Annotated in this window: 28 protein-coding genes; 2 read left to right on the top strand and 26 right to left on the bottom strand. The window is 41.7% G+C overall.

What is annotated here, in order from left to right:
- Positions 1–92: 92 nt before the first annotated feature.
- The 5 genes from dnaK to lepA form a co-directional block, all read right to left on the bottom strand.
- Positions 93–1,934 carry a molecular chaperone DnaK gene (gene dnaK / locus ACKRAT_RS06375; RefSeq protein ID WP_411844258.1) on the bottom strand — a complete coding sequence of 614 codons (1,842 nt, stop codon included), beginning with the start codon at positions 1,932–1,934 and terminating at the stop codon, positions 93–95.
- A gap of 47 nt (positions 1,935–1,981) precedes the next feature.
- Entirely contained in the window at positions 1,982–2,557 is a 576-nt protein-coding gene (gene grpE, locus ACKRAT_RS06370) for a nucleotide exchange factor GrpE (RefSeq protein WP_411844257.1), read from the bottom strand.
- A 5-nt stretch (positions 2,558–2,562) separates the two neighbouring features.
- On the bottom strand, positions 2,563–3,552 hold the full coding sequence (gene hrcA / locus ACKRAT_RS06365; RefSeq protein ID WP_411844256.1) for a heat-inducible transcriptional repressor HrcA: 990 nt from the start codon (positions 3,550–3,552) through the stop codon (positions 2,563–2,565).
- Between the two features lie 96 nt (positions 3,553–3,648).
- Positions 3,649–4,767, bottom strand: a complete 1,119-nt coding sequence (gene hemW / locus ACKRAT_RS06360; RefSeq protein ID WP_411844255.1) for a radical SAM family heme chaperone HemW — start codon at positions 4,765–4,767, stop codon at positions 3,649–3,651.
- A 42-nt stretch (positions 4,768–4,809) separates the two neighbouring features.
- Positions 4,810–6,633 (bottom strand): translation elongation factor 4, encoded by a 1,824-nt coding sequence (gene lepA / locus ACKRAT_RS06355; protein WP_411844254.1) that lies wholly within the window; start codon positions 6,631–6,633, stop codon positions 4,810–4,812.
- 161 nt (positions 6,634–6,794) lie between these two features.
- Here lepA and rpsT point away from each other — a divergent pair, with 161 nt between their 5' ends.
- Positions 6,795–7,040, top strand: coding sequence for a 30S ribosomal protein S20 (gene rpsT / locus ACKRAT_RS06350; protein ID WP_411844253.1), 246 nt, complete (start codon positions 6,795–6,797; stop codon positions 7,038–7,040).
- 79 nt (positions 7,041–7,119) lie between these two features.
- Here rpsT and holA read toward each other — a convergent pair whose 3' ends face one another.
- Positions 7,120–8,082 carry a DNA polymerase III subunit delta gene (gene holA, locus ACKRAT_RS06345; protein WP_411844252.1) on the bottom strand — a complete coding sequence of 321 codons (963 nt, stop codon included), beginning with the start codon at positions 8,080–8,082 and terminating at the stop codon, positions 7,120–7,122.
- A 93-nt stretch (positions 8,083–8,175) separates the two neighbouring features.
- Here holA and ACKRAT_RS06340 point away from each other — a divergent pair, with 93 nt between their 5' ends.
- A complete protein-coding gene (locus ACKRAT_RS06340) occupies positions 8,176–8,313 on the top strand; it encodes a YqzM family protein (protein WP_411844251.1) in 138 nt (45 codons plus the stop codon).
- Positions 8,314–8,331: 18 nt separating this feature from the next.
- Here the strand turns inward: ACKRAT_RS06340 and ACKRAT_RS06335 are convergent, their stop codons facing one another.
- From ACKRAT_RS06335 to alaS, 20 genes are all read right to left on the bottom strand, one after another.
- Positions 8,332–10,395 carry a DNA internalization-related competence protein ComEC/Rec2 gene (locus ACKRAT_RS06335; protein WP_411844250.1) on the bottom strand — a complete coding sequence of 688 codons (2,064 nt, stop codon included), beginning with the start codon at positions 10,393–10,395 and terminating at the stop codon, positions 8,332–8,334.
- 176 nt (positions 10,396–10,571) lie between these two features.
- A complete protein-coding gene (locus ACKRAT_RS06330) occupies positions 10,572–11,036 on the bottom strand; it encodes a ComE operon protein 2 (RefSeq protein ID WP_411844425.1) in 465 nt (154 codons plus the stop codon).
- Positions 11,037–11,053: 17 nt separating this feature from the next.
- A complete protein-coding gene (locus tag ACKRAT_RS06325; RefSeq protein ID WP_411844249.1) occupies positions 11,054–11,683 on the bottom strand; it encodes a helix-hairpin-helix domain-containing protein in 630 nt (209 codons plus the stop codon).
- Between the two features lie 111 nt (positions 11,684–11,794).
- Positions 11,795–12,538, bottom strand: a complete 744-nt coding sequence (locus tag ACKRAT_RS06320; protein ID WP_411844248.1) for a class I SAM-dependent DNA methyltransferase — start codon at positions 12,536–12,538, stop codon at positions 11,795–11,797.
- Positions 12,525–12,860 carry a ribosome silencing factor gene (gene rsfS, locus ACKRAT_RS06315; RefSeq protein ID WP_411844247.1) on the bottom strand — a complete coding sequence of 112 codons (336 nt, stop codon included), beginning with the start codon at positions 12,858–12,860 and terminating at the stop codon, positions 12,525–12,527. The genes ACKRAT_RS06320 and rsfS overlap by 14 nt, the downstream gene beginning before the upstream one ends.
- Positions 12,861–12,864: 4 nt before the next feature.
- On the bottom strand, positions 12,865–13,434 hold the full coding sequence (gene yqeK, locus ACKRAT_RS06310) for a bis(5'-nucleosyl)-tetraphosphatase (symmetrical) YqeK (RefSeq protein ID WP_411844246.1): 570 nt from the start codon (positions 13,432–13,434) through the stop codon (positions 12,865–12,867).
- Positions 13,424–13,987 (bottom strand): nicotinate (nicotinamide) nucleotide adenylyltransferase, encoded by a 564-nt coding sequence (gene nadD / locus ACKRAT_RS06305; protein ID WP_411844245.1) that lies wholly within the window; start codon positions 13,985–13,987, stop codon positions 13,424–13,426. The genes yqeK and nadD overlap by 11 nt, the downstream gene beginning before the upstream one ends.
- Complete coding sequence (gene yhbY, locus ACKRAT_RS06300; RefSeq protein ID WP_411844244.1) at positions 13,984–14,280, bottom strand: ribosome assembly RNA-binding protein YhbY; 297 nt, start codon at positions 14,278–14,280, stop codon at positions 13,984–13,986. Before yhbY ends, nadD begins: the two co-directional genes overlap by 4 nt.
- Positions 14,277–15,086 carry a shikimate dehydrogenase gene (aroE, locus tag ACKRAT_RS06295; RefSeq protein ID WP_411844243.1) on the bottom strand — a complete coding sequence of 270 codons (810 nt, stop codon included), beginning with the start codon at positions 15,084–15,086 and terminating at the stop codon, positions 14,277–14,279. Before aroE ends, yhbY begins: the two co-directional genes overlap by 4 nt.
- Complete coding sequence (gene yqeH, locus ACKRAT_RS06290; protein WP_411844242.1) at positions 15,086–16,192, bottom strand: ribosome biogenesis GTPase YqeH; 1,107 nt, start codon at positions 16,190–16,192, stop codon at positions 15,086–15,088. Before yqeH ends, aroE begins: the two co-directional genes overlap by 1 nt.
- Before the next feature lie 3 nt (positions 16,193–16,195).
- Positions 16,196–16,720, bottom strand: coding sequence for a YqeG family HAD IIIA-type phosphatase (locus ACKRAT_RS06285; RefSeq protein ID WP_411844241.1), 525 nt, complete (start codon positions 16,718–16,720; stop codon positions 16,196–16,198).
- Between the two features lie 193 nt (positions 16,721–16,913).
- Positions 16,914–17,618, bottom strand: a complete 705-nt coding sequence (locus ACKRAT_RS06280; protein WP_411844240.1) for a 5'-methylthioadenosine/adenosylhomocysteine nucleosidase — start codon at positions 17,616–17,618, stop codon at positions 16,914–16,916.
- A complete protein-coding gene (gene greA, locus ACKRAT_RS06275) occupies positions 17,611–18,087 on the bottom strand; it encodes a transcription elongation factor GreA (protein WP_411844424.1) in 477 nt (158 codons plus the stop codon). The genes ACKRAT_RS06280 and greA overlap by 8 nt, the downstream gene beginning before the upstream one ends.
- Before the next feature lie 40 nt (positions 18,088–18,127).
- Positions 18,128–18,748, bottom strand: coding sequence for a uridine kinase (gene udk, locus ACKRAT_RS06270; RefSeq protein WP_411844239.1), 621 nt, complete (start codon positions 18,746–18,748; stop codon positions 18,128–18,130).
- Positions 18,745–19,386, bottom strand: coding sequence for an O-methyltransferase (locus ACKRAT_RS06265; RefSeq protein WP_411844238.1), 642 nt, complete (start codon positions 19,384–19,386; stop codon positions 18,745–18,747). Before ACKRAT_RS06265 ends, udk begins: the two co-directional genes overlap by 4 nt.
- Positions 19,387–19,496: 110 nt before the next feature.
- Entirely contained in the window at positions 19,497–20,624 is a 1,128-nt protein-coding gene (gene mltG / locus ACKRAT_RS06260; RefSeq protein ID WP_411844237.1) for an endolytic transglycosylase MltG, read from the bottom strand.
- Positions 20,625–20,694: 70 nt separating this feature from the next.
- A complete protein-coding gene (locus tag ACKRAT_RS06255) occupies positions 20,695–21,000 on the bottom strand; it encodes a DUF1292 domain-containing protein (RefSeq protein ID WP_411844236.1) in 306 nt (101 codons plus the stop codon).
- Between the two features lie 3 nt (positions 21,001–21,003).
- Complete coding sequence (ruvX, locus tag ACKRAT_RS06250; RefSeq protein WP_411844235.1) at positions 21,004–21,453, bottom strand: Holliday junction resolvase RuvX; 450 nt, start codon at positions 21,451–21,453, stop codon at positions 21,004–21,006.
- Positions 21,428–21,691 (bottom strand): IreB family regulatory phosphoprotein, encoded by a 264-nt coding sequence (locus ACKRAT_RS06245; protein ID WP_411844234.1) that lies wholly within the window; start codon positions 21,689–21,691, stop codon positions 21,428–21,430. Before ACKRAT_RS06245 ends, ruvX begins: the two co-directional genes overlap by 26 nt.
- A gap of 54 nt (positions 21,692–21,745) precedes the next feature.
- On the bottom strand, positions 21,746–24,376 hold the full coding sequence (alaS, locus tag ACKRAT_RS06240) for an alanine--tRNA ligase (protein ID WP_411844233.1): 2,631 nt from the start codon (positions 24,374–24,376) through the stop codon (positions 21,746–21,748).
- Positions 24,377–24,555: the final 179 nt, after the last annotated feature.

Here is a 24,555-nt window from a genome sequence, read left to right as displayed (position 1 = left end):
ATCGCCTCCAACTTATTTACTATATCATTTAAAAAAGTCAAAGCCAATGCTGTTGGCTTTGACTTTCTTCATTCATCATTCAATATCATATATTATTTCTTATCGTCTTCGTCCACTTCTTTGAAATCAGCATCGACAACATCGTCTTCAGACTGTGCATCGCCTTCCGTACCCTCTGCACCTTGCTGTGCTTGTTGTTCCTGCGCCATTTGCTCATAAAGTTTCATGGACATGCCTTGTACAATTTCCTCAAGCGCTTCTTTTTTAGACTTGATTTCTTCCAGGTCGGAACCTTCAAGTGCTTTATTGAGCTCTTCTTTGGCAGCTTCAGCTTTTTCTTTCTCATCAGCCTCCACTTTATCGCCAAGGTCTTCGATTGTTTTATCTGTAGTAAATGCAAGTTGTTCAGCTTCGTTGCGCAGATCTACTTCTTCACGGCGTGATTTATCCGCTTCAGCATTCTCTTCCGCTTCTTTCACCATTCTGTCGATATCATCATCAGAAAGGTTTGAGCTGGACTCAATTGTAATTTTCTGTTCTTTTCCAGTACCCTGATCTTTTGCAGTAACGTTTACGATACCGTTTTTGTCGATATCAAATGTCACTTCGATTTGAGGCACGCCTCTCGGTGCTGGCGGAATATCTGTAAGCTGGAAACGACCAAGTGTTTTGTTGTCCTGAGCCATCGGGCGTTCACCCTGGAGCACGTGGATATCAACGGCCGGCTGATTATCAGATGCTGTTGAGAACACCTGTGACTTGCTTGTAGGGATTGTTGTATTCCTTTCGATAAGAACCGTGGAAACACCGCCCATCGTTTCAATACCAAGTGAAAGTGGCGTTACGTCAAGAAGGACTACATCCTGGACGTCACCGGAGAGCACTCCGGCCTGGATTGCAGCACCCATTGCCACGACTTCATCAGGGTTGACACTCTTGTTAGGGTCTTTGCCCACTTCTTTTTTGATTGCTTCCTGTACAGCCGGGATACGTGTAGAACCACCGACAAGGATTACTTCATCGATTTCATTTCTGTCAATGCCGGCATCTTTGATTGCCTGGCGTGTAGGCCCCATAGTGCGTTCTACAAGCTTACGAGCAAGCTCTTCGAATTTTGCACGGGAAAGTGTAGTTTCCAAGTGCAATGGACCCGCTTCACCTGCAGAGATGAATGGCAGGGAAACTTGTGTTGTAGATACACCTGAAAGGTCTTTTTTCGCTTTTTCAGCAGCATCTTTCAGACGTTGCATCGCCATTTTATCTTTGGAAAGATCGATACCATTTTCTTTTTGGAAAGTTTCAACGAGGAAATCGATGATTACGTCATCAAAATCGTCCCCGCCCAATCTGTTGTCACCTGCTGTAGAGAGTACTTCGAATACACCGTCTCCCAGTTCAAGTATAGACACGTCAAATGTACCGCCGCCAAGGTCGAATACAAGTACTTTTTCTTCTGATTCTTTGTTGTCCAAACCGTAAGCGAGCGCTGCTGCAGTCGGTTCGTTGATGATACGCTCCACTTCAAGTCCAGCGATACGGCCGGCGTCTTTAGTCGCCTGTCTTTCTGAGTCATTGAAATATGCAGGAACGGTAACAACTGCTTTTGAAACATTTTCGCCGAGGTAACTTTCTGCAGTTTCTTTCAGGTTTTGAAGAATCATTGCAGAAATTTCCTGTGGCGTATATTCCTTGCCTTCGATTTCTTCCTTATGATCAGTACCCATGTGTCTTTTGATGGACATGATTGTGTTAGGGTTGGTAATCGCTTGACGCTTCGCTACTTCACCCACTTGTTTTTCTCCATTTTTAAAGGATACTACGGATGGCGTTGTACGGTTGCCTTCAGGGTTTTGGATAACTTTTGGTTCTCCGCCTTCCAGTACAGATACAACTGAGTTTGTAGTACCGAGGTCAATACCTATTACTTTGCTCATAAAAAATTCCTCCTATAAATTAGATCAATTAGCTGTATAAATAAAAATTATTCACTTACTTTAACCATGCTCGCGCGGATAACGCGGTCTTTCAGCGTATACCCTTTCTGAAACTCTTCAATGATGATTCCCGGCTCGCCGTCTGTCGGCTCCGTCATCACCGCCTGGTGATAGTTCGGGTCAAATACTTCTCCTGTTGATTTGATTTCATTAACGTCATGGCTCATCATGATGTTAACCAGGTCATTGTAGACCATTTCCACACCTTTAGCGAGAGATTTAAACGCCTCAGTCTCGCCTTCGATCTTAAGCGCTCTCTCAAGGTTATCAAGTATCGGCAGAAGACTTTCTGCAATGTTCTGATCTTTATACTTGTTGTTCAACTCAATTTCCTGTTTCGTTCTGCGCTTGTAATTTTCCAGCTCGGCGTAAAGTTTCAAATACTTATTTTCTTCTGCTTCCACCTGCTGTTTGAGAGATTCGATTTCCGCATCTTTAGGATCAACTTCCAGAGTTGCTTCTTCCGGGTTTTCTTCTGTTTCCCCGGATTGCGCATTAACCTCTTCATCAGGAGTCAGTTCTTCTTCCTGGATTACTTCTTCATTTTTTTCCTTGTCTGCCACTGCAGTCACTCCCTTTCACGTTCCTGGTTCCTGAATGAGTACAACAGCCTTATGACTTCTTTGTAACTCATAATTTCGGGACCAATAATCATCAGATTTGCCCTTCGACCAAAAATGTCAAAGTTCGTGGTAATTACTGATATTGAATCATAATTCCTATTAAGTTCATCTCCAAAGTACACATCAACACCGTCAATTGTATTCAGATCAATGAGTTTATTCAACTGATCTGATTCCATATCATTATATAGAAATTGCAGGGTGCTCGCGTCTTTGTTTATCTGATGAATCAAATGATTGAAGCCTGAACGACCACTGATCAACTTATGTTCATTGATTCCATCTGAAACCCCATCAATGATACTTGTCATCAGGACACCGATCCGATTGTCTGAAGCCATGGCACTCATTTTAAATGCCAGTTTACTGAATGGCTGGTTCACGACAATCGAATTCAATTCATTCCCTAGCTTTTCAAGGTCCGTAATAGTGATTTCCTCACTCATTTTTATCGGGATTTTTTTAATGGTGCCCGATTCAAGGACGATAATGACAAGTAAAGTTGAAGTTGTTATGGGTGTAAGGTAAAGTCCTTTCACCAGCTCGTCTTCCTCAGACATAGAAACCTGAGCCAGATAACTTGTCATTCCGCTGAAAAAATCAGCAAGTGCCTGACTCATCTCATCGTGCTCCATATCATAAACAACCTGGGGGCTGAGCCTTAAGTCAGGTGCCTTATACTCCTGCCCCAATTTGTCGGTCAGCATTTCGATATAATGTCTCAGTGCTTTCCTGGAAGGGATGCGGCCGGAGGAAGTATGCGGTTTTGTCAAATAACCGTGAGCTTCCAACTTTGCCATTTCATTCCTTACGGTTGCTGATGATATGTCAAGGTTATACTTGTCAATCAGGTGTTTAGAGCTAATCGGCATCGTAACATTCAAAAAATCATCCACTATAGAATAAAGGATGATTTTCTGCCTGGTTGTTAACATTGACATCACCTCATTAGCACTCCATATCCTTAAGTGCCAATATTAATTTATCAAATTGGTCAAAGTATGTCAATCCATAAGTTTGTTTATATTGAATTAGTCCAAAAATCCGATGAAGACACTGTTGCCGACCAGTCTTCCCGCCTCGGTCAAATAAACATACCGTTCATTTTCAGCAAGATTGCCTTTGGCAATTTCTTCATCAATGATTTTTCCGTAAACAGAATCTATGCTCCTGCCATATTTTTCTTCGAACCGCCTGATATCAACACCGCGATTCATACGAAGTCCGAGAAACATCTCCTCTTCCATCTGCTCCTTCAATGTGAGTTCCAGTGTTTCTTTAACAACCGAACCTTTTTCTTCCATCGATTTGATGTAATGGTTGACCGGCTTGATATTGTAATATCTTCTGCCGCCAATATAACCGTGACTTCCCGCTCCAAGGCCAAAGTATTCATCATTTTTCCAATATGTCTTATTGTGTTCCGATTCATATTCGGGATTGGAGAAGTTGGATATTTCGTATTGTGGATATCCGAGTTTGTCCAATTCATCGATGATATGCATATACTTCTCGCCTTCCATTTCGTCGTCATCCACTTTCATCTCCCCTTTTCTGATGCGGTTATAGAAAACAGTATGGGGTTCAATGATCAATGAATACCAGGAAATGTGTTTCGGCTTCAGCTCAGAGATATATCTCAGGCTATCTTCGATATCCTGCATGGTTTCACCCGGCAGGTTATACATCAGATCTATGGAATAATTATTCAATCCGATTTCTTCCAAATGGTTAATCGCTCTGAATATATCGTCATAATCATGCGATCGGCCAAGGACTTTCAACAATTCATTGTTAAATGTCTGTACCCCGAGACTGATTCTGTTCACTCCGTATTTATGGAGCAGATCCAGTTTTGAAATTGTCAGCTCATCCGGATTTGCCTCAAAACTGAATTCTTCAGTTACTGTAAACCTGTTATTGATTTCAATAAGCAGTTTCTCAAGCTGTGCTTCATCGAGCGCAGTGGGCGTTCCGCCGCCGACAAAAATCGTGCGCAGTTTTTGTGGCGCTATCATCTTCATTTCTTTAATCAATGCATCTACATAAGCATCTACCGGCTGGTTATCAATCAGTACTTTATTGAAATCACAATACGTACAAATCCGGTTGCAGAATGGTATATGGATATACATACTTTCAGCCATCAATTTCACTCCAATCAAAAGGAAAAGCCACTGAACCAGTGGCTGTTACTCTTCATCCATTTTCAAGACAGCCAGGAATGCTTCCTGTGGAATTTCCACATTGCCGACCGACTTCATTTTTTTCTTACCTTCTTTTTGTTTCTCGAGCAGTTTACGTTTACGGCTGATGTCTCCGCCGTAACATTTGGACAGGACGTTTTTACCCATCGATTTAATATTGGTACGGGAAATGATTTTTTGTCCGATTGCAGCCTGGATAGGTACTTCGAACTGCTGGCGCGGAATGAGTGTCTTAAGCTTTTCTACTATGAATTTACCGCGTTCGTATGCAAAATCACGGTGGACGATAAAGCTCAGTGCATCCACTGTCTCATTGTTCAATAGAATATCCATCTTGACAAGTTTGCTTTCCTTATATCCGATTAATTCATAATCAAATGATGCGTATCCCTTAGTCTGGGACTTCAGCTGGTCAAAGAAGTCGAATACAATTTCAGATAACGGAATTTCATAAATAATATTCACACGAATGTCATCAAGGTAATCCATCGTAATGAAATTGCCGCGTTTTCTCTGGCATAGTTCCATCACTGAACCAACGTAATCGTTTGGAACCATAATTGTTGATTTGACATAAGGCTCTTCTATGCGTTCCACTTTTTGCGGATCCGGCATCTGTGCCGGATTATCCACAACAATTTTTGAACCGTCCGTCAGATGGACATCATATATAACTGAAGGTGCTGTAGCGATAAGTTCGATACCGAACTCTCTTTCGATACGTTCCTGGACAATTTCCATATGGAGCAATCCTAAAAACCCTGTGCGGAAACCAAAGCCCAGTGCCTGGGAAGTTTCCGCTTCATATTCAAGTGAAGAATCGTTTAGTTCTAATTTCTCCAAAGCTTCACGGAGGTCGTTATATTTATTGGATTCAATCGGATACATACCGCAGAACACCATCGGGTTCATCTTTTTGTAACCTTGCAGCGGCGTTTCAGCCGGATTGTCGGCAAGCGTTATCGTATCCCCGACACTAGAGTCCCCTACATTCTTAATGGATGCAGCCAAGTAGCCGACATCGCCCACTGTCAGTTCTTTTGCAGGCAGCGGCTTCGGTGTGTTGATGCCGACTTCAGCAACCTCAAATTCCTTGCCAGTCGACATCATTTTGATTTTATCTCCGGCTTTAACTGTCCCTTCCATAATTCTTATGGAAGAAATAACACCTCTGTACGGGTCATAAACAGAGTCGAAAATTAAAGCTTTCAGCGGTGCTGAAGGATCTCCGGATGGAGGCGGCACTGTCTCCACAATACTCTCCAGAATCTCTTCGATGCCGATGTTCGCTTTGGCAGATGCCAGAATCGAATCTTCCTTCGGCAGACCGATGACATCTTCCACTTCCTGTGCAATCCGTTCCGGATCTGCAGCAGGCAGGTCTATTTTGTTGATTACCGGAATAAGCTCCAGCTCATTATCCAGTGCAAGGTAAACGTTTGCCAGAGTCTGTGCTTCAATCCCCTGTGCAGCATCGACTACCAGTATCGCGCCTTCGCAGGCAGCAAGTGAACGGGAAACCTCGTATGTAAAGTCTACGTGACCCGGAGTGTCTATAAGATGAAAAATATAGTCTTCGCCATTCTTTGCTGTATATTTTAACTGAACGGCATTCAGCTTGATTGTGATACCGCGCTCACGCTCTAAATCCATGGAGTCTAAAAGCTGGGCTTTCATCTCTCTTGAAGCGACCGACTGCGTATTTTCCAGTATACGGTCAGCCAAAGTGGATTTACCGTGGTCGATATGCGCAATGATTGAAAAATTTCTAATCTTTTCCTGTCGTTCAATACGCTCTTGATCATTCATATATCTTCCAACTTTCTCTTAATAACAATGTTTGTATTATAACAACAATCAATTTTTTCTTCAATTCATTTTCCCATTTATATTGCATATAGTCCTTACTTTTGATAAAATAACTTTTGTTGCAATTAAAGTTGTACAAGTCCGAGACGGAGGTGAATGCTATGCCTAATATTAAATCAGCAATCAAACGAGTAAAAACAAGCGAAGCGGCTCATGATCAGAACATTGCCCAAAAGAATGAAATGCGTACTGCAGTTAAGCGCGCAACAACTGCTAAAGAAAACAATGCAGAAAACGTTGATGCTCTTGTATCAGAAGCAGTTAAACATGTTGATAAAGCAGCCAAGAAAAACTTAGTTCACACTAACAAAGCTGCACGTGTGAAATCAAGATTAATGGCTAAATAAAACCTTCACTTATGAAGGTTTTTTCTTTTACCAGAAAACCATTAAACCGGTGCCCAATATATTTTGGGCACCGGTTTTTTTAAATTTCCAGAACGAACAATTCAAACAACGTTTCCCTGTCCAGATAACTCGATTTGAATTTGTAATCTATATTCCTGCACATTACCATTTTACTTTCCAAAACCTTCTGATTGTATTTACCCACATCACGGCTCGCAAGCTTTATCCGGTAGGGATGCACTTTGAGTGATTTGGCAATGTTGTCAGCCTGATATCCTTGTGATAACAGCAATTTCACCTGATACAGCAATCTGAACTGACCGATGATCAGGTGCAGAAGCTGCATTGGCTCTTGCTTTTGTAAAATCAGTTCTCTGAGCAGTTTGACCGCCTGTGCCTTCTTCCCTGAAAGAATCAGATCTGTCAGTTTAAATATATTCTGTTCCAGGCTGACACTGACCACTGATTCGACATCTTCTGCACTGATGCCAGCGTCGGCATACAACATCAATTTATGAATCTCATTCGTCACTGTTTCATAATTAATACCGGTTCTGTTAATAAAAGCATTTATTGCTTCCTTATCCATTGCTACTCCGTTTTCAGACAGCAACCCTGATAAGTATTGGCGGATTTCTTGTTCATTCATTTCGGCAACTTCCGTTACTTTGCCTTTTTGCTTCATAATTTTTGTGATTTTTTTACGATTATCGAGTTGTTCGTTGAACACTTTAAAAATAAGTAACGTGTCGTCATTTTTATGGGTCAGGTAGTCGACCAGCCGATCAATATCGTGAATCACTTCAGATTTCACTTTGGCACCGGTGAAAGAAAACGCATCGTTCACGATGACCGCTTTCCGATCTGATAGAAACGGCAATGTCTGCGCTTCTTCTACAATTGTTTCAATTGATGTCTCTTTATAATTCAGAGTAACTAGGCTGAACTCATCAAGTTCTTCCAAAAATGAACTGGCCAGCTCTTTTGCCATCTCAGTCATGCGCATGGTATTCGTACCATATATCAGCTGTAATCGTTCCAAAATTAAGTCACTCCTATATTATTTCTAAATCTATTATAGCTTTTTCATCTGAAATATCCTATACTGTAATTGACTTGTTTAGGAGGTTATCTCATGAATAAATTCGAAAAACATGTACAGTCCAAGAATAATGATATTATTGATTCCGGTCTTGCATTTGTTGTGGGATTTGCCGGTCTTTCTGTAATCTACATTATTGCACAGATTTTCCAAATCGTTGCAGATATGTAACATCTTTTAAAAGAGCTGTTAATTCAGCTCTTTTTTTATGCAGTGATTTAAACCGGGCTGCAGTTTGGTTTCGACACACATTTTCCTGCCCTTTATATGAAAGCGCACCATACCATGCCTGGACGTATCAAACACCTGCACACTGTCTACCCGCTGCACGACTTCAGGATGAGGATGACCATACCTATTGTTGACTCCGGCAGACACAAGGGCGTACTTGAACGATGTATTTTCAACGAATGCTTCCCCGGTTGATGTATTTGAACCATGGTGTGCTAATTTTAGTATATCTGTCTCTATTTGACCATAAGTATCGATTAATTCATTTTCTATGTCCACATCAATATCACCGGTGAATAAAAAGCTGAACTGCCCCGCATGCATCATCACAACTAAAGAATGCTGATTGGAATCTTCACCTGCCACCGGTTTCAGAGGAAATAACTTTGTGATTTGCATATCTCCTATATCGATTGTCCGAGTATCCATTGCATTGATGAATTGACCGTCAAAACTTTCAGGCACATCCGATTGGTACCACTCACTGAATGCGGGGTCTGATGGATTCACATAAATATAATCGACCTGCTTTTTCTGCAAAATATAATCCGCTTCCCCGGTATGATCCAAATCCATATGGGACAGGATCATCATGTCTATCCGGTCGACGCCTGATTCTTTTAAATATGGGAGGACCGTTTTATCAGACAGACGGTACTGGCTCTCCTCCGGATAAAACTTCCCACCTGTATCTATCAGTACAACCGCATTATTTTTATGATCTTCCACTATAAATGCGTCTCCCTGCCCTACATCCACCATTGTCACAGTATAATCAAACCACGAGAGTTTATTAAGCAAAAGCATACATAAGATAAAAGCTGCAGAATAAAATGTGGTTCTCTTAAAATTACCGAGGCAGATTTCCTTTATGATCATGTAGGACAAAATGATCAATAGAATAAGCCACAAAGCATTTGGGCTTTTTACGGAGAAACGGTGCTTGATTCCATCAGCCAAAATAAAAATCAGATCTTTTAATAACGTAAATACAAAATGATATATTTCGTCTGCAAATACCGGAAATACGGTGAAAACCATAAAATTATAAATAATCACCATTGGGAAAATTATAAATGAAAACAAAGGTACAAAGAAAAAGTTCATAATAATTCCGCTTATGCTGATTTCATTAAATTGCTGCAGGACAATCGTAAGCGTAGACACTTCCGCAATCGCTGTTATGCCCATCAACTGGATAAAAGGGCCCCTGTCCTGCCAATATGTTCTGCTCAGGATGATTAAATAAGTCGTGATATAAGATAATTGGAAGCCGGCATGGTACATCACCCACGGATTATATAGTATTTGGAAGATTGCTGTGAGAGATATGACTGTCAAATAAGGCTTTTGTCTGAAAAAAGAGGTAACAATAAGCAGAATCGCCATTAACACCGCCCTGAAGACACTTGGACTGAAGAAGTTTAATGACAGAAATAGAAGCAGACAAACAATCATCATCATTTTTATCACATTGATGGTAAACCTCATCCTCTTTAGAGTAAAGAATAATATACCGCTGACGAACGCTACATGGGTCCCCGAAATAACGTACAGATGATATATGCCGAGTTTTTGCAATGCATCAAAGAATTCTGAAGAAATATAGGATTTATTACCGATGGAAAGCGTCAATATATCATATGTGTAATCGAAACTGGATTTTGAAAGCATCCTGCTGATGTATTTATCCCTTATGTCTGAAAGATGCATACTGAAATCGAAATCGCCGTCGGTACATGAGTCCATATCAATCGAATCATGATAGATGCGCCCGTCAATACCATTCACCTTTAAGTTCAGACGGTCATTTTTCTTTATAAAATTCCGTTCTTCCCCCGGTACAGTGACTTCAAAAATATCTTTGCATATCTTACCGATCGGAATCTTTGATGAGTTGTTTAGAAACATATCATAGGTTCTGTCTTCATGCGTTACAATATGCGCAATACCATCTTTATAGTATTTATATCCGGATACTGTAATGAGATCGATCTTTTCTTCTTCAATACTTTCAGGCAATAAAAAGGCAGCCGCGATGGTAAGGGCTGTCAATAACGATAAACATACCATAAAGATGACCGAGTGAAATTTCCTCCAGGCAATTAAACCGGTCACCAATATAAAAAAGATCCCCAGTAACGGGGATCCCAGAGTGATATAGCCATTCATGATGCTTAAAAGTATTAAAAAGACAATCATACGATTTTCTCAAAATAATGAGCCACACGCTCATTATCAAAATCGATGCGCTCGTAATGAACACCCGTCTTATCCAGCAGTTTCAGAGCATATTCATGGTTTTTGTAGTCCACTGCATAGTATATATTGCTGATTCCTGCCTGAATGAGTGATTTCGTACAGTGTACGCATGGAAAATGCGTGACATAGACACTCGCCCCTTCTGTAGACACACCAAACTTGGAGCATTGGAGCAGTGCATTGATCTCAGCATGTATCGTACGGATGCAATGGCCGCCTTCTAAAAGACAGCCAACATCAATGCAATGATCTTCGCCTGAAACAGAGCCATTATATCCACCAGCAATGACGCGGTTATCCTTAACGATTGTCGCACCCACTTTAAGCCTTTCACAGGTGGACCGGAGACTCAGCAGATGACTTTGTGCCAAAAAATATTCATGCCAATCGATTCTCAAAATTATCCCTCTCTTCTCTTTTAATCTATTGTAATATACGGTTTTAGACTTTCAAATGTTTTTTCTCCGATACCCGGGATGTTCATCAGGTCTTCTTCCTTCATAAACAAACCATTCTCTTCACGATAGTCGATAATGAGCTGTGCTTTTTTCTCCCCGATTCCATTTAGCGTCGTAAGTTCCGGGACACCGGCAGTATTGATGTTGACGACACTGTTTTCAGTTTCTGAATCAGATTCGGAAGCCTGGTCGTAGTCGGCGGATGGATTGAATTCAGCCATCTCCCCTTCCCTTGGTATATAGATCACCATTTCATCGATCAGCTTCAGCGACTGGTTCACACTCAAAAGATCGGCAGAAGGCTCTACCTGGGCCATTTCAAGCACATTTTTAACGCGGGCATCTGCCGGCATTTCAAAAACACCCGGATATTTGACCGCTCCTTTTACTTCAACGAAAATATGCGTATTCTCAATGACAGCCGGCATTTCCTCGCTCTCTTCGTCCAAATTTGCCACCGGAAGAGGGTCAATCACTTCAACCCGGCTTTCTTTCGGAAAAATCATCACTGCCACGACAACGACAACGACCAAAAATAATCCACCAGCGATATAAACGTTATACCGATTCCATAAATCTTTAATGTCCATAATCTACCTCCTTAAAAAGGTCTTTATCTATATATAGGTAAAAAAGGCCATTTTGATTTTTTTCTTCTTCAAGTAAATAAAAAAACTCAAAAAAACTTTGCAACCAAGCGGCTACAAAGCTTTTTTGACTACATAAAATATTCGTTCACAAACATCTGTCACTGGATTTTCCAAATCAAAATCACTGAATGCCAAATCGACCGATAATCCGGCATCGTCAATCATCTTCAGCATATCTTTATGTTTGTATGTCCTCTGGATGTGTGTTTCAGTAAAACGTCTGTATTTTTCACGGCTTTCCTCATCCTGCACGAAGAATGTCAGGTCATGGATGACCGATAGCGGCACCTCGCCGGCAATTGCATGCCAAATATAGGTGATATGCTCAGTTTCATCACTGTAAGTGACATCATTCAGGTCGTTTTCCATTTTAAATACACTGTGTATATCGAAAATGAAGACGCCGTCTTCATTCAAATGGTTCTTCACCTGTTCAAACACCTGCATTACTTCCTCAGGATCTTTGCAGTAATTCAATACATCCACTGTTGCACAAATCACATCAAAACCGCGTTCCAGTTCGAAGTCTCTCATATCACCGGTAAAATAATTGATAGTTCCCGGCCCTTTTCCCCTGGCTTCATCAAGCATCAGTTCAGACTGATCAAATCCATATACTTCATCAAAATCCAGGAGACGTGTTAAATTACCCGTACCGCAGCCAATATCGAGAACAGAATTTCTGCCTCCCTTATATTGATGGATGATATCGAGCCAGAGCTCATGCGGCATATCATATGTCAGCTCATCATAATACTTGCTGAACTGCTTATAGACTGAATCAGACCTCAACATGCTCACCATTTTTAAAGAGGCGTTCCAGATTATAATATTCACGCTCAGGTTTATGGAATACGTGAACAACCACATTATTCACGTCACATAAGATCCATTTTGCCTCCCTGTATCCTTCGACAACCGCTTCAATGCTGTTGTTCCTGGAAACTTCTTTTACTTCATCGGCAATTGCCTGAACCTGCCTGTCGGAAGTACCATGGCAGATAATATAATAATCGGTCACACTGCTTGTGCCGGTTACATCGAATTTCATTATATCTTCAGCACGTTTATCATCACATGCTTCAATCATTAATTGGACCAGTTGTTCACTTTTCATTTTGTCACTCCTTAACCATATTGTAATAGTTTAAGCAATCTAATGTTCTTGGATAAATCGAACGGTCTTTAGATACCAGATGCAGTATATTGGATTTCGTTATTTCGTAAACTGCAAAATCTAAATTCTGTTCTTCAAAAACAATATCCCTGATATAATCCACACCCGGCTGAGTGCGTTTCGGTTCTATATAGTCCGCTGTGAAAATGATTTTCTCAATCAATGTCATATGGCTTCTGCCGGATGTGTGATTCATGATCGCCTGATAAATCTCTTCATCATCTATCCGGAACTCTTCTCTCATCTTTACTGCGGCCACAGGACCGTGCAGAACTTCAGATTTGAAACTCAGAAGATTCGGGTCCAGCTTATACTGCGTTACACACTGATACATCTCACTGAGCTCATCGTATTTTGAATAATCATGGAGTATGCCCGCCAAATAGCATTTATCTACATCAGCTTCAAAGATTTTAGCCATTTCTACAGCGGTTTCTGCAACACGTTTGGAATGTTTATATCGTTTTTCCGGTAATTTTTCTTTTACGATTTCCTGTGCATCTTTATGCTTCATACAATCCCTGCTCCTTTATATACTCGTAAACGGCAGTATTCAATTGGTGCCGTACTATATCACCTTTGGCGACACGTTCACGTATTGTCGTTGAAGACACTTCAACGACAGGCTGATGGACAGGAACGAATGGCTGTTCGATATTCATATCACCGGCAGCGCGGCCCATGACTGCAAATTTCATCATATTCAGTAATTCGTCTTTATGATTCCATTTTTCAAAATTATTATACTGATCCATTCCCATAAGGAAATAAATTTCATCGTCCGGGTATTTTCCAGTCAGATACTTTGCTGTTTCATACGTATAACTGACCCCATCCTGCCCCAGTTCAAAATTATCGATTTCTATGAAATCATATTCCCGGACCGCAAGCTGCAGCATTTTCAATCGATGACTGTCCTCTGTCGGAGAAGTCGTTTTTAGAGGGGCCTGTTTCGCAGGTATGAATATAATCTTATCCAGGTCCAATGCCATTTTAGCTTCAATTACCGCATGGACATGTCCAATATGAACAGGGTCAAAACTGCCGCCAAAGATAGCTATTTTCATACAAGTTCAATCTTTTTACTGTTATCGGACTCCTTGTACAGGATAATCGTATTACCGATTATCGTCACCACATTACTGTTTGTTGAAGTGCTGATTTGTTCGGCTATATCCTCTTTATCTTCAAGGCAGTTCTGCAGTATTGAAATTTTTATGAGTTCCCTCTTCTCCAAAACATCACTGATTTGTTCTATGAAATTGTCGTTAATTCCGTTCTTTCCAACCTGGAAAATCGGATTCAGGTGATGTGCCTCTGATTTGAGCTGCTTCACTTGACGTGAAGTTAATTTAGTCATGATTTACCTCCAAAGTATTCTTTACATTTTTTATTTGCAGCTTCATGGTCTCCCGTTTCGCCAGTCCAGATCGTATAGGCATCCATTGCCTGCGAAACCAGCATCGGCAAACCATTCATCGCATTTTGTTCACTAAAGTAAGTTAAAAATTTCGTCCATTCGGGCTGATAGATCAAATCCATCCCAATTGTATCTTCTTTGACAATTGCAGTGGGAATCCCCATCACTTCAAATAAATCCTCATGTTTCATCCCCACTGGTGTTGCATTAACGATGACATCATAGTGGTCTTCGGCTGAAATATTGTCTATTAACAGCGGTGTGTAATCACCTGTTGTAAATCTTTTGAAGCTTTCTTCTCTTCTTGCTGCCAGGGTGACCTCATCACCATGGTCGCTGTGGGCTCTCTGTACAGCTTTTGCGGCGCCGCCGGCACCAAGGATCAGAACATTATGTTTCTCATGCCCAAAGCGTGCTGTGAATGCATTCATATATCCCGAGATATCAGTGTTATAGCCTTTAAAAACATCATCTCTGACAGCTACCGTGTTAACAGCGCCGATGTTTTTTGCACCTTCGTCTATTTCGTCTAGATATTCCATTATCGCTTCCTTATGGGGGAGCGTAACATTGAACCCGCTTAGAGATTCCTTTTCTGCAATATCCTTGATGAACTCAAGCTGCTGCGGAGATACAGCAAGTGCCTTATATTCATCATCCGTTCCTTTGGCATCAAAATTTGCATGATGGATGAGTGGGGATAACGTATGGGATATTGGATGACCTATTACTGCATATTTACCCATCATACGCCTCCTTTAAATATAGTCGGCCTTAAAACAACATCGACTCCTTTTGGAACCCTCACACTTATTTTAGCGCCTGCATTTATAGATACAAATGCCAGTCCGCTGATTGACAGGTCGCTGTCCGTGTCAACGGTGAAATCAAACTCGGAATAATCCGTTGATAAGTACGGCTGTTCTATTTCAGGCGGCGCCAGTAATCCGTTATAATGCTTTTCATAAAACACATCCGCATTTTCCAGTTTTGTCCTGTGAATATTGATTTTATCCGAGGCATACACATTAAAACTGTTTCGCTCGCCTTCTATGAAATCCACCCTTGCAAGGTTAGAAATGAATAGAGTCTGCCCGGCATTGAGCTGGAACCCTTTGGATTTTATTTCCTTGACCGGGGTTATATACTTCAGTGAATCTTTATGCACGTAATGTGCCATCTGAGAGTCTACGACTATCCCCGGCGTGTCATATATAGATGTATCCGGTCCAAGCGGGATATCGATCAGATCCAGAGTTGTTCCCGGAACCTTGCTTGTAGTAATGACTTCTTTATCCCCCGTAGTATTCTCAATCAACTTGTTGATCAAAGTCGACTTGCCCACGTTCGTTGTGCCGACAACATAGACATCCAGGTCTCCGGCGAGCGCTGACATCTTGTCAACGAGTTTATCTATACCTTCATTTTTCTTTGCACTGATTACAACAGTATCCACAGCCGTGATGCCGGCTTCACTGAGCATATGTTTCGCTCTGTGGACCACTCTGTTCCTGTTGACTGATTTTGGCAGCAGATCGATTTTATTAATGACTGCCAAAACATTTTTATCTCCGACAATTCTGTTGAACGATGGAATAAAACTGCCGTTAAAATCAAAAACATCGATGACTTTAACAATCAGTCCGTCTGTTTCATAGAGCGCGTTGAGCATCGCCAGAAAGTCGCCCGAATTAACATCCAGATCCATCACTTCATTATAATGTTTTAAACGGTAACATCTTTTGCATATTGCATCTTCTTTATCAATACCGCTTGCCGGTATAAACCCCGGTTTTTGTTCATCCTCTGATTGCAGTACTGCACCACAGCCGATACACTTAAGTGTTTCCAAACTTTATTCCCCCCACTTGATAAGACCTTTACGGTCAAAATATTTCATAATCCGCCGTTCAATTTTACGGTTTAATACTGTCGCCCAGCCATCCTTTTTCTTAACAGGAAGAACAAGGATACTTTCCAGTCCTGTTCTGTTGGCGCCGAAAATATCGGTCATGAGCTGGTCTCCGACCATAACAGTTTCATTTTTATCAACATTCATCATTCGAATTGCTTTTCTAAAGGCTCTTCCCAAAGGTTTTTTTGCACTGAATATATAATCTATATCATGAGGATTACAAAATTCACTTACGCGCATTTTATTGCCATTTGATACAATCGTCACTTTTATATCATGCTCATTCAAGGATTTGAACCATTTGATAACGGCATCATTCGCATACGGTTCATCGAACCCGACTAGCGTATTATCCAAGTCAGTAATCACTGCTTTAATATTACGATCTTTTAAATATTCAGGAGTGATAGAGTAAAAATGCTTAACATGATCACTGGGCAGGAAGTATTTTTTCAAGAGCTTCAATATATTGCACCTCTGATGAGTTTTTCTATATTTTAACACAAAATTAAAAGCGCCTTAATAAATTAAGGCGCTTTATGGATTATTCAACGATTTCATTATCTTCTGTTTCAGTATCCCTGTATACCAGGTACCCGATAACGACTGTAATGACGATTGAAATGATCATGAGAAAAAGCATGGATATCCCCCCAAATTACAAGTCCTTCAATAATGATTTTACAACTTCAGACGAGTGAATACAAGCTTTCGATAGAAATTCATCGTAAGTCATATCGGCAGAATCATCTGCTTTATCAGAAATTGATCTGATGATGACAAAAGATGTTGAATATTGATAGCAGGTCTGCGCGATTGCAGCAGATTCCATATCCACAGCCAACGCCTGTCTAAAGTTGTTCGTGATTGATTTTTTTTGTTCTGAATTGCTTACAAATGAATCTCCGCTGACAACAAGACCTCCGTGGCCCTGGATTTCAGGGTTGTTGTTGATAGCTTCCAAAGCGAGTTTGGCAAGCCCTTTATCAGCAAGATAAAATTTAGGCATTCCCGGCACCTGGCCAAGCTCATAGCCAAATTCTACAGCATCAACATCATGATGGAGCACTGAGTTGCTTACGACCATATCAGTGACGTCCAGTTTGTCAGATAATGCACCTGCGACACCCGTGTTAATGACAATGCGCACATCATATCTGTCAATTAGCAGCGCGGTGATCATGCTTGCGTTCACTTTGCCTATTCCGCTTTCAACAAGAGCCACTTCATGGCCTTCGAGTACGCCCCTATAGACTTTTGTATGGGCGATGCTGTCGGTAGAGCTGATATCCATCCACTCCTTCAGGATATCAATCTCAGGTTTCATCGCACCGATGATCCCTATGATGTTACTGCTAGTCAATGGAAACGATTTTAACTTTCATTTCGTTGCCGTTCGGGAGCGGAACATTGATTTCTTGATTTAGTTTTGCACCAATGAGTGATTTGGCAATCGGCGATTCATTGGAAATCTTTCCTTCGAATGGATTGGCTTCCGCACTTCCCACAATCTGGTACTGCTCTTTGTCTCCATCGGGGAGCTCAGTGAATGTTACAGTTTTGCCAAGCTGAACTTCATTAGTATTGTTGCTCTCTTCTATGATTTTAGCATGACGAAGCATGTCTTCGATTTTTGTGATTTCCTGTTCAACGAATCCCTGCTCATCTTTAGCCGCATCATACTCGGAGTTCTCAGACAGGTCGCCAAAACTTCTGGCAACTTTTATTTTTTCAACAACTTCAGGACGTTTGACCGTTTTTAATTGCTCAAGCTCCTCCTGTAATTGTTCATAACCACTCTGTGTCATCGGAAATTCTTTTTGCATGTCCATCATAATTCCTCCATCTGTCTATATGTTTTATATAAATATTTTAATTATCAATCAACGTTCTGATCTTCGTCGTAATTAAATCGATTGCCACGTTGTTTTCGCCACCCTCAGGTATGATGATGTCGCTAAAACGTTTTGTCGGCTCGATAAACTGTAAGTGCATCGGACGTACTACTGTTAAATATTGATTGATTACTGAATCCATTGTTCTGCCCCGCTTTTCTATATCACGCTGCAGTCGCCGAAGAATTCTTATATCGGAATCTGTATCAACATAAAGTTTTACATCCATCAATTCCCTCAATGCCTCTTTTTCCAAAGCAAATATGCCCTCGACTATGATTACATCTTTAGGTTCAACTAGAATCGTTTCATCACTTCTCGTATGAATTTCGTAATTGTAAGTTGGTACTTCTACAGGCTTGCGATCTAACAGCTGCTTGATATGAGAAATGAGCAAGTCATTATCGAAAGCAAAAGGATGATCATAGTTGGTTTTCAATCTTTCTTCAAAAGTTTTATCACTTTGATCTTTGTAGTAATAATCCTGTTCGATAAGGACGACACTATGACCATTCAGTGCCTCCATTATTTTTCGTGTAACAGATGTTTTGCCTGATCCTGATCCTCCAGCTATTCCAATAATCGTTGGTCTTTTCATGCGTTCGTTCCCTCTTCCTTTTTACTGATGATAAGAAGCCCGTCACCAACCGGCAAAAATGATGAGAGCATCCCCGAAGAAGCGATTCTTTTATTGAACGCATCGACTTTCTCTTTCATCCGCCGCCTGTTTCTTGACTGGATATCCTCTTCCACTACTAAACCTCTCAGAAGAATGTTATCAACAACGATTAAACCATTATTTTTAACTAAAGGACTGTAAGTTTCGAAGAAGTATTCATTATTACCTTTTGAAGCGTCTATAAATAACATATCGAAAGGTTCTTCAGACAAAGATTCCGGTCTAACCTCTTTGGCATCTCCAAGGATCGATTTCACTCTTGATGCCATATCATACTCCTCAAAAAAGCGCTGGGCTGTTTCATGGCTGCTCTCGTCCTTTTCTATCGTGACGACCGATACGTCGTCTCTGACAGAAAGCATGTGCATTGCACTGTAACCGATTGCAGTACCAATTTCCAAAATGTGCCTGACATCTGTCAGATGCATATAATGTTTCATTACCTGCAATGCATCAGAATCCATGATGGGCACTTTGTGTTCGGCTGCATACGAAAGCATGCCAGGAAACAGTTCAGGCGCGCTGTTCAGATTTTCAATATATTCCAATATTTCCATGTCTTCACCACATATAAAAAATACAACTGATAACTTTCGTTATCAGTTGCTGAGTTTATCACAATTCATAGTAGCACAGTTTATATCTCTTGAAAAGCTACTTTTTCCAACTACTGGTTATCAATGTATTTTTCCCTGTTTTCTATATGCTCTTCATACGTTTCTGCAAAGTGGTTGTTCCCTTCACTGTCTGCAAGGAAATAGAAATAATTAGTGTTTGAAGGATTCATTGTACTTTGCACTGATTCAAGACCAGGTGATGCAATCGGCCCCGGCGGCAATCCAGTATGGATGTAGGTATTATAGGGATCCTCTACCTCGAGGTCCTCGAACAATGTCCTTTCCTGGTGTTCACCAAGGGCATACAGTACAGTCGGATCTGTCTGCAGCGGCATACTTGGCGTCTCTGCCATCCTGTTCAGGAATACACTTGTAATTTTAGAGCGGTCTGCAAGGGAAGTGGCTTCTTTCTCAACTAATGAGGACAACGTCAGAAACTCATGGAATGTAAGGTCTTTGTTTTCATCCGCTACATTTATGCTGTAGCTGTCTACAGAATTATAGACACCGTAACTGTTGGATCGAGTCGCATCAAGCATTTTACGCACGAGATTTTCAGCACTTGGTTCTTCTTCGGTGAGATCATAAGTTGCAGGATATAAATAACCTTCCAATGGGTATTTGATATCTTCATTTAATATTTCATCAGTGAGTATCTCAGGGTATTCTTCAATGAGAGATTTTATAAATTCCTCATCTTTCATCAGTTCCAGGAAATTGTCAGAAGTAATTGGCAGCTGTTCCTCAATCTGGTCCGCTATCTGTTCCAGGGAATACCCCTCCGGTATGGTCAGACGGTGCAGCACTTCCTCATAAACACGGCCCGTTTCCAGCGTCTTTGCAATTTTTTCAAAATCCATGCTCGGTGATAGTTGGTACTCCCCTGCATGGTAATCCGTAATACTATTCAATTTCAGGAAATACTCAAACATTGTTCCGTTCCTTATGATACCTTCTTCCTCTAATTGTTCACCAATCATACTGGAAGACGACCCTTGTTCAATAACAACTTCCTTCGTCTCTGTCGAGTTGGGATCCAGAGGTCCAGTTCCTGATTTTATGTACAAATAAAACAAAAAGGCCCCGACGATCAGAGCAATTACCAGTACACCAATGACGAACAGGGATAGGTAGGAAGATACATTTTTAGAAAATTTAATGTCATCATGTCTGCTCATATAAAACTCCTATCTCAAAAATAGCTTCCAATTGACATTGGAAGCCATTTTGTACCATTTTTAAAATGATTTACTCCTCAGGATCATCCATACGAGTATTAACCACTTCTTCGATCATATCCCACTCTTCGTCAGTTTCGACCGGCAGGAACTTGCCGCCTTCTCCGTCTTCATCAGCAACATTTATCATCGGGATGAGTTCAATTTCTTCATCATCGTTGGAGAAGTTGCCTTCTTCAGCAAGGATTACATAATCCTTTTCAAATTCAGGATGGTGGAATTCCAGCATTTTTCGGTATAGTACTTCATTTCCTTCTTCATCATAAAGTGTAAGAAGTTCTTCTTCTTGGTTAAAATCCATTTCTTCCTGACTCATTGGTTATTCTCCTTTTGCTGGGTTATCGAGAAAGCCCTGCAGTATGAATACAGCGGCCATCTTATCGATTACAGCTTTGCGTTTTTTGCGGGAGACATCCGCTTCTAGCAGCGTCCTCTCTGCACCGGCAGTGCTGAGACGCTCATCCCATAATAGTATTTTAACATCTGGCAGTTTCTTTTCAAGCAATTTACTGTAGTGGATGGAACGTTCTCCACTTTCACCAATTGAATTGTTCATATGTTTTGGAAGTCCGACTACGATGGTGGATACATCATTTTCATTTACAATGTCCACTACTTCGTCAATGCCGAAAATACCACTTTCAGTATCAATTTTCAAAGTCGTCAAACCTTGAGCAGTCCAGCCAAGTGCGTCACTCAGCGCAACCCCCACTGTCTTGGTTCCGACATCCAGACCAAGCGTTCTAATTACTAAGCTCCCGCTCGACATATGTTCTTACGAGCACTTCCATAATCTCATCGCGGTCGATATGACGTATGTGGTTGCGCGCTTCATTATGGCGCGGGATATAGGCCGGATCACCACTTTGAAGGTAGCCGACAATCTGGTTTATAGGGTTGTAGCCGCGCTCCTCCAACGTGTTGTAAACATTTGTGAGTATTTCTTTGACATCATGTGCCTGTGTATCTTCAACATTGAACTTCATCGTTTCGTCAAATTGATTCAAAATCAGCACTCCCATCCTACTAACATTTATATTTCATTATAGCATCTTATATAACTATAATGAACTTTTAACGTGGCTTTTAACGAATTGTAATGCAATTGTTAAATTTGCAGGGTTCGTACCCCCGCCCTGTGCCATATCAGGACGGCCCCCGCCTTTTCCATCAACAGCCCCAGCCATGCCTTTCATTATTTCGCCGGCTTTGACTTTGTCCGTCAGCTCTTTTGGCACAGTGACCACAAGTGACACCTTATCTTCATTTACCGCTGCAAGGGCAATAATCGCATCCTGTGCTTTGGATTTGACATTATCCATTATTTCCCTCAGTTCTTTTGCATTGTCGGCAGACACTTCTGAAGAGATTACACGGACGCCGCTGATCGTTTCGGCCAGCTCGTTAATATTGGCAATATTCTCATCCTGCCTGGATACTTTAAGCGATTTATTCTCCTCTTTCAAGGCCTTGGATTCCTCAAGCACAGCATTCAGTTTTTTAGTGACCTGGTTTTCTTTCACCTTGAGCGTATCTGCAATTTCAACCAGTTTGTCTTCTTTTTCTTTATATGTTGCAACTGCAAATTTACTCGTCACCGCTTCGATTCTGCGTACACCCGCACCAATGCCTGATTCGGAAACTATCTTAAAGAGTCCGATTTCCGAAGTGTTTCTCACATGGATTCCGCCGCACAGCTCAACCGAGTATTCATCGATATCAACGACACGTACAATATTGCCGTACTTTTCACCGAATAAAGCCATTGCACCTTTTGCCTTCGCATCTTCAATCGGCATTTCGGAAATCCTGACGCCCAGGCTTTCATAGATCTTCTCGTTTACAATCTCCTCGATCGTCTTGAGTTCCGCATTGGACAACCCTTCCAGATGGGAGAAGTCAAAACGCAGACGTTCTTTTTCAACAAGGGACCCCGCCTGGTTCACATGATCGCCCAGCGTGTCTTTGAGTGCCTGGTGCAGCAGGTGCGTTGCAGTATGGTTTTTAATGATGAAGTTGCGGTCTTCCCGGCTGACGGTAAGTGTATACGTTTCGCCCGTACTGATGGAACCGCTGATGAGCTTCGCGACATGGACATTTTGTCCGTTTGGCGCTTTATATACTGAAGTCACCTCGAGTTTTGTTTCACCGCTCTCGATCGTCCCCTTATCCGCAACCTGTCCGCCGCTGATTGCATAGAACGGCGTCCTGTCGAAAATCAATTCGACGGTACCCGTCTCACTCAGGGAATCCAGTGCGTTATCCTCTTTAATGATATAAGACAGCACCGCTTCTTCTTTCTTCGTATGATAGCCTGTAAATTCGCTCGGTGCAGTGATGTTTGCAAGCGTTTCGGACTGAACCTGCATGGATTCGCCGGATTTTCTTGCACTGCGTGCCCGTTCCCGCTGCTGCTCCATTTCGCGGATAAACCCTTCCTCATCCACTTCAAGACCGTCAATTTCAGCATATTCCTTAGTCAGTTCATAAGGGAAGCCGTATGTGTCATACAGGCGGAATGCGTCTTCTCCATTGATTACAGAATCCTTTTTCTTCGCTGCATCCCGCAACCCTTCATAAATGCGGATGCCTTCATCAAGGGTAACCAGGAACCGTTCCTCTTCTTTTTTGATCACTTCTTTGATGAAATCTTTTCTTTCTTCCACATTGCTGTAGAAACCGCCCATCACATGCGCCACTGTATCCACCAGCTCATACATGAAGGCGCGTTTGATATTCAGATCTTTACTGAAACGCACTGCACGTCTGATCAGGCGGCGGAGCACATATCCGCGGCCTTCGTTTGATGGCAGGGCACCGTCAGCCACTGCAAAACTTACTGTTCTGATGTGGTCGCTGATCACCTTGAATGCTGTATCCACCTGGTCATCCTCGCCGTATTTCTTACCGCTGATCTTTTCAAGTGAAGCCAGAATCGGTGTGAACAGATCGGTATCAAAATTCGTTGGCGCGTCCTGGATGACACTTGCAAGACGCTCCAGCCCCATGCCCGTATCAATATTCTTCTTCGGCAGTGGTGTATAGGAGCCATCTTTATTGTGGTTGAACTCACTGAATACCAAATTCCAGATTTCCAGATACCTTTCATTTTCCCCGCCCGGATATAATTCCTCCGCAGGTGAATCCAGTTCATATGATGGTCCGCGGTCATAGAAGATTTCACTGTTTGGTCCGCAAGGCCCCTCGCCGATATCCCAGAAGTTGCCTTCGATGCGGATGATCCGCTCAGGAGACAGCCCGATAGTCTCATTCCAGATCTTAAATGCATCTTCATCTTCTGGATGGATGGTCACATAAAGCAGGTCCGGATCGAATCCGATATAGTCTTTATTCGTCAGGAAGTCCCATGCATATTCGACCGCTTCCTTTTTGAAGTAATCCCCGATAGAGAAGTTGCCCAGCATTTCAAAGAATGTATGGTGCCGTGCTGTGAAACCGACGTTTTCAATATCATTTGTGCGGATCGCTTTTTGTGCATTGACGATCTTCGGATTTTCAGGGGTCACGCGCCCGTCAAAATATTTTTTTAATGTCGCAACGCCTGAGTTGATCCAGAGCAGCGAATCATCATCTATCGGGACAAGCGGTGCACTCGGCTCCACCATATGGTCCATGTTGCTGAAATACTCAAGGAAAAGATCTCTTAATTCATTACCTGTTCTTTTTTTCATGCATATCACTCCAGAATTATGATTTATTAAATAAAAAAGACCGCCCCAAAAATATGGGACGATCTAAACCGCGGTACCACCCAAGTTATGGCCGGAGCCATCACTCTTGTCTTATCACGTTGTACCGGATTACAGCACGGTAGCGGATGCATCATTGTTTTCACCGGCCACAATGTCTC

It is taken from the genome of Salinicoccus sp. HZC-1, from assembly GCF_046736035.1.
Classification (GTDB): domain Bacteria; phylum Bacillota; class Bacilli; order Staphylococcales; family Salinicoccaceae; genus Salinicoccus.
This window is presented reverse-complemented; position numbering and strand designations above follow the sequence as displayed.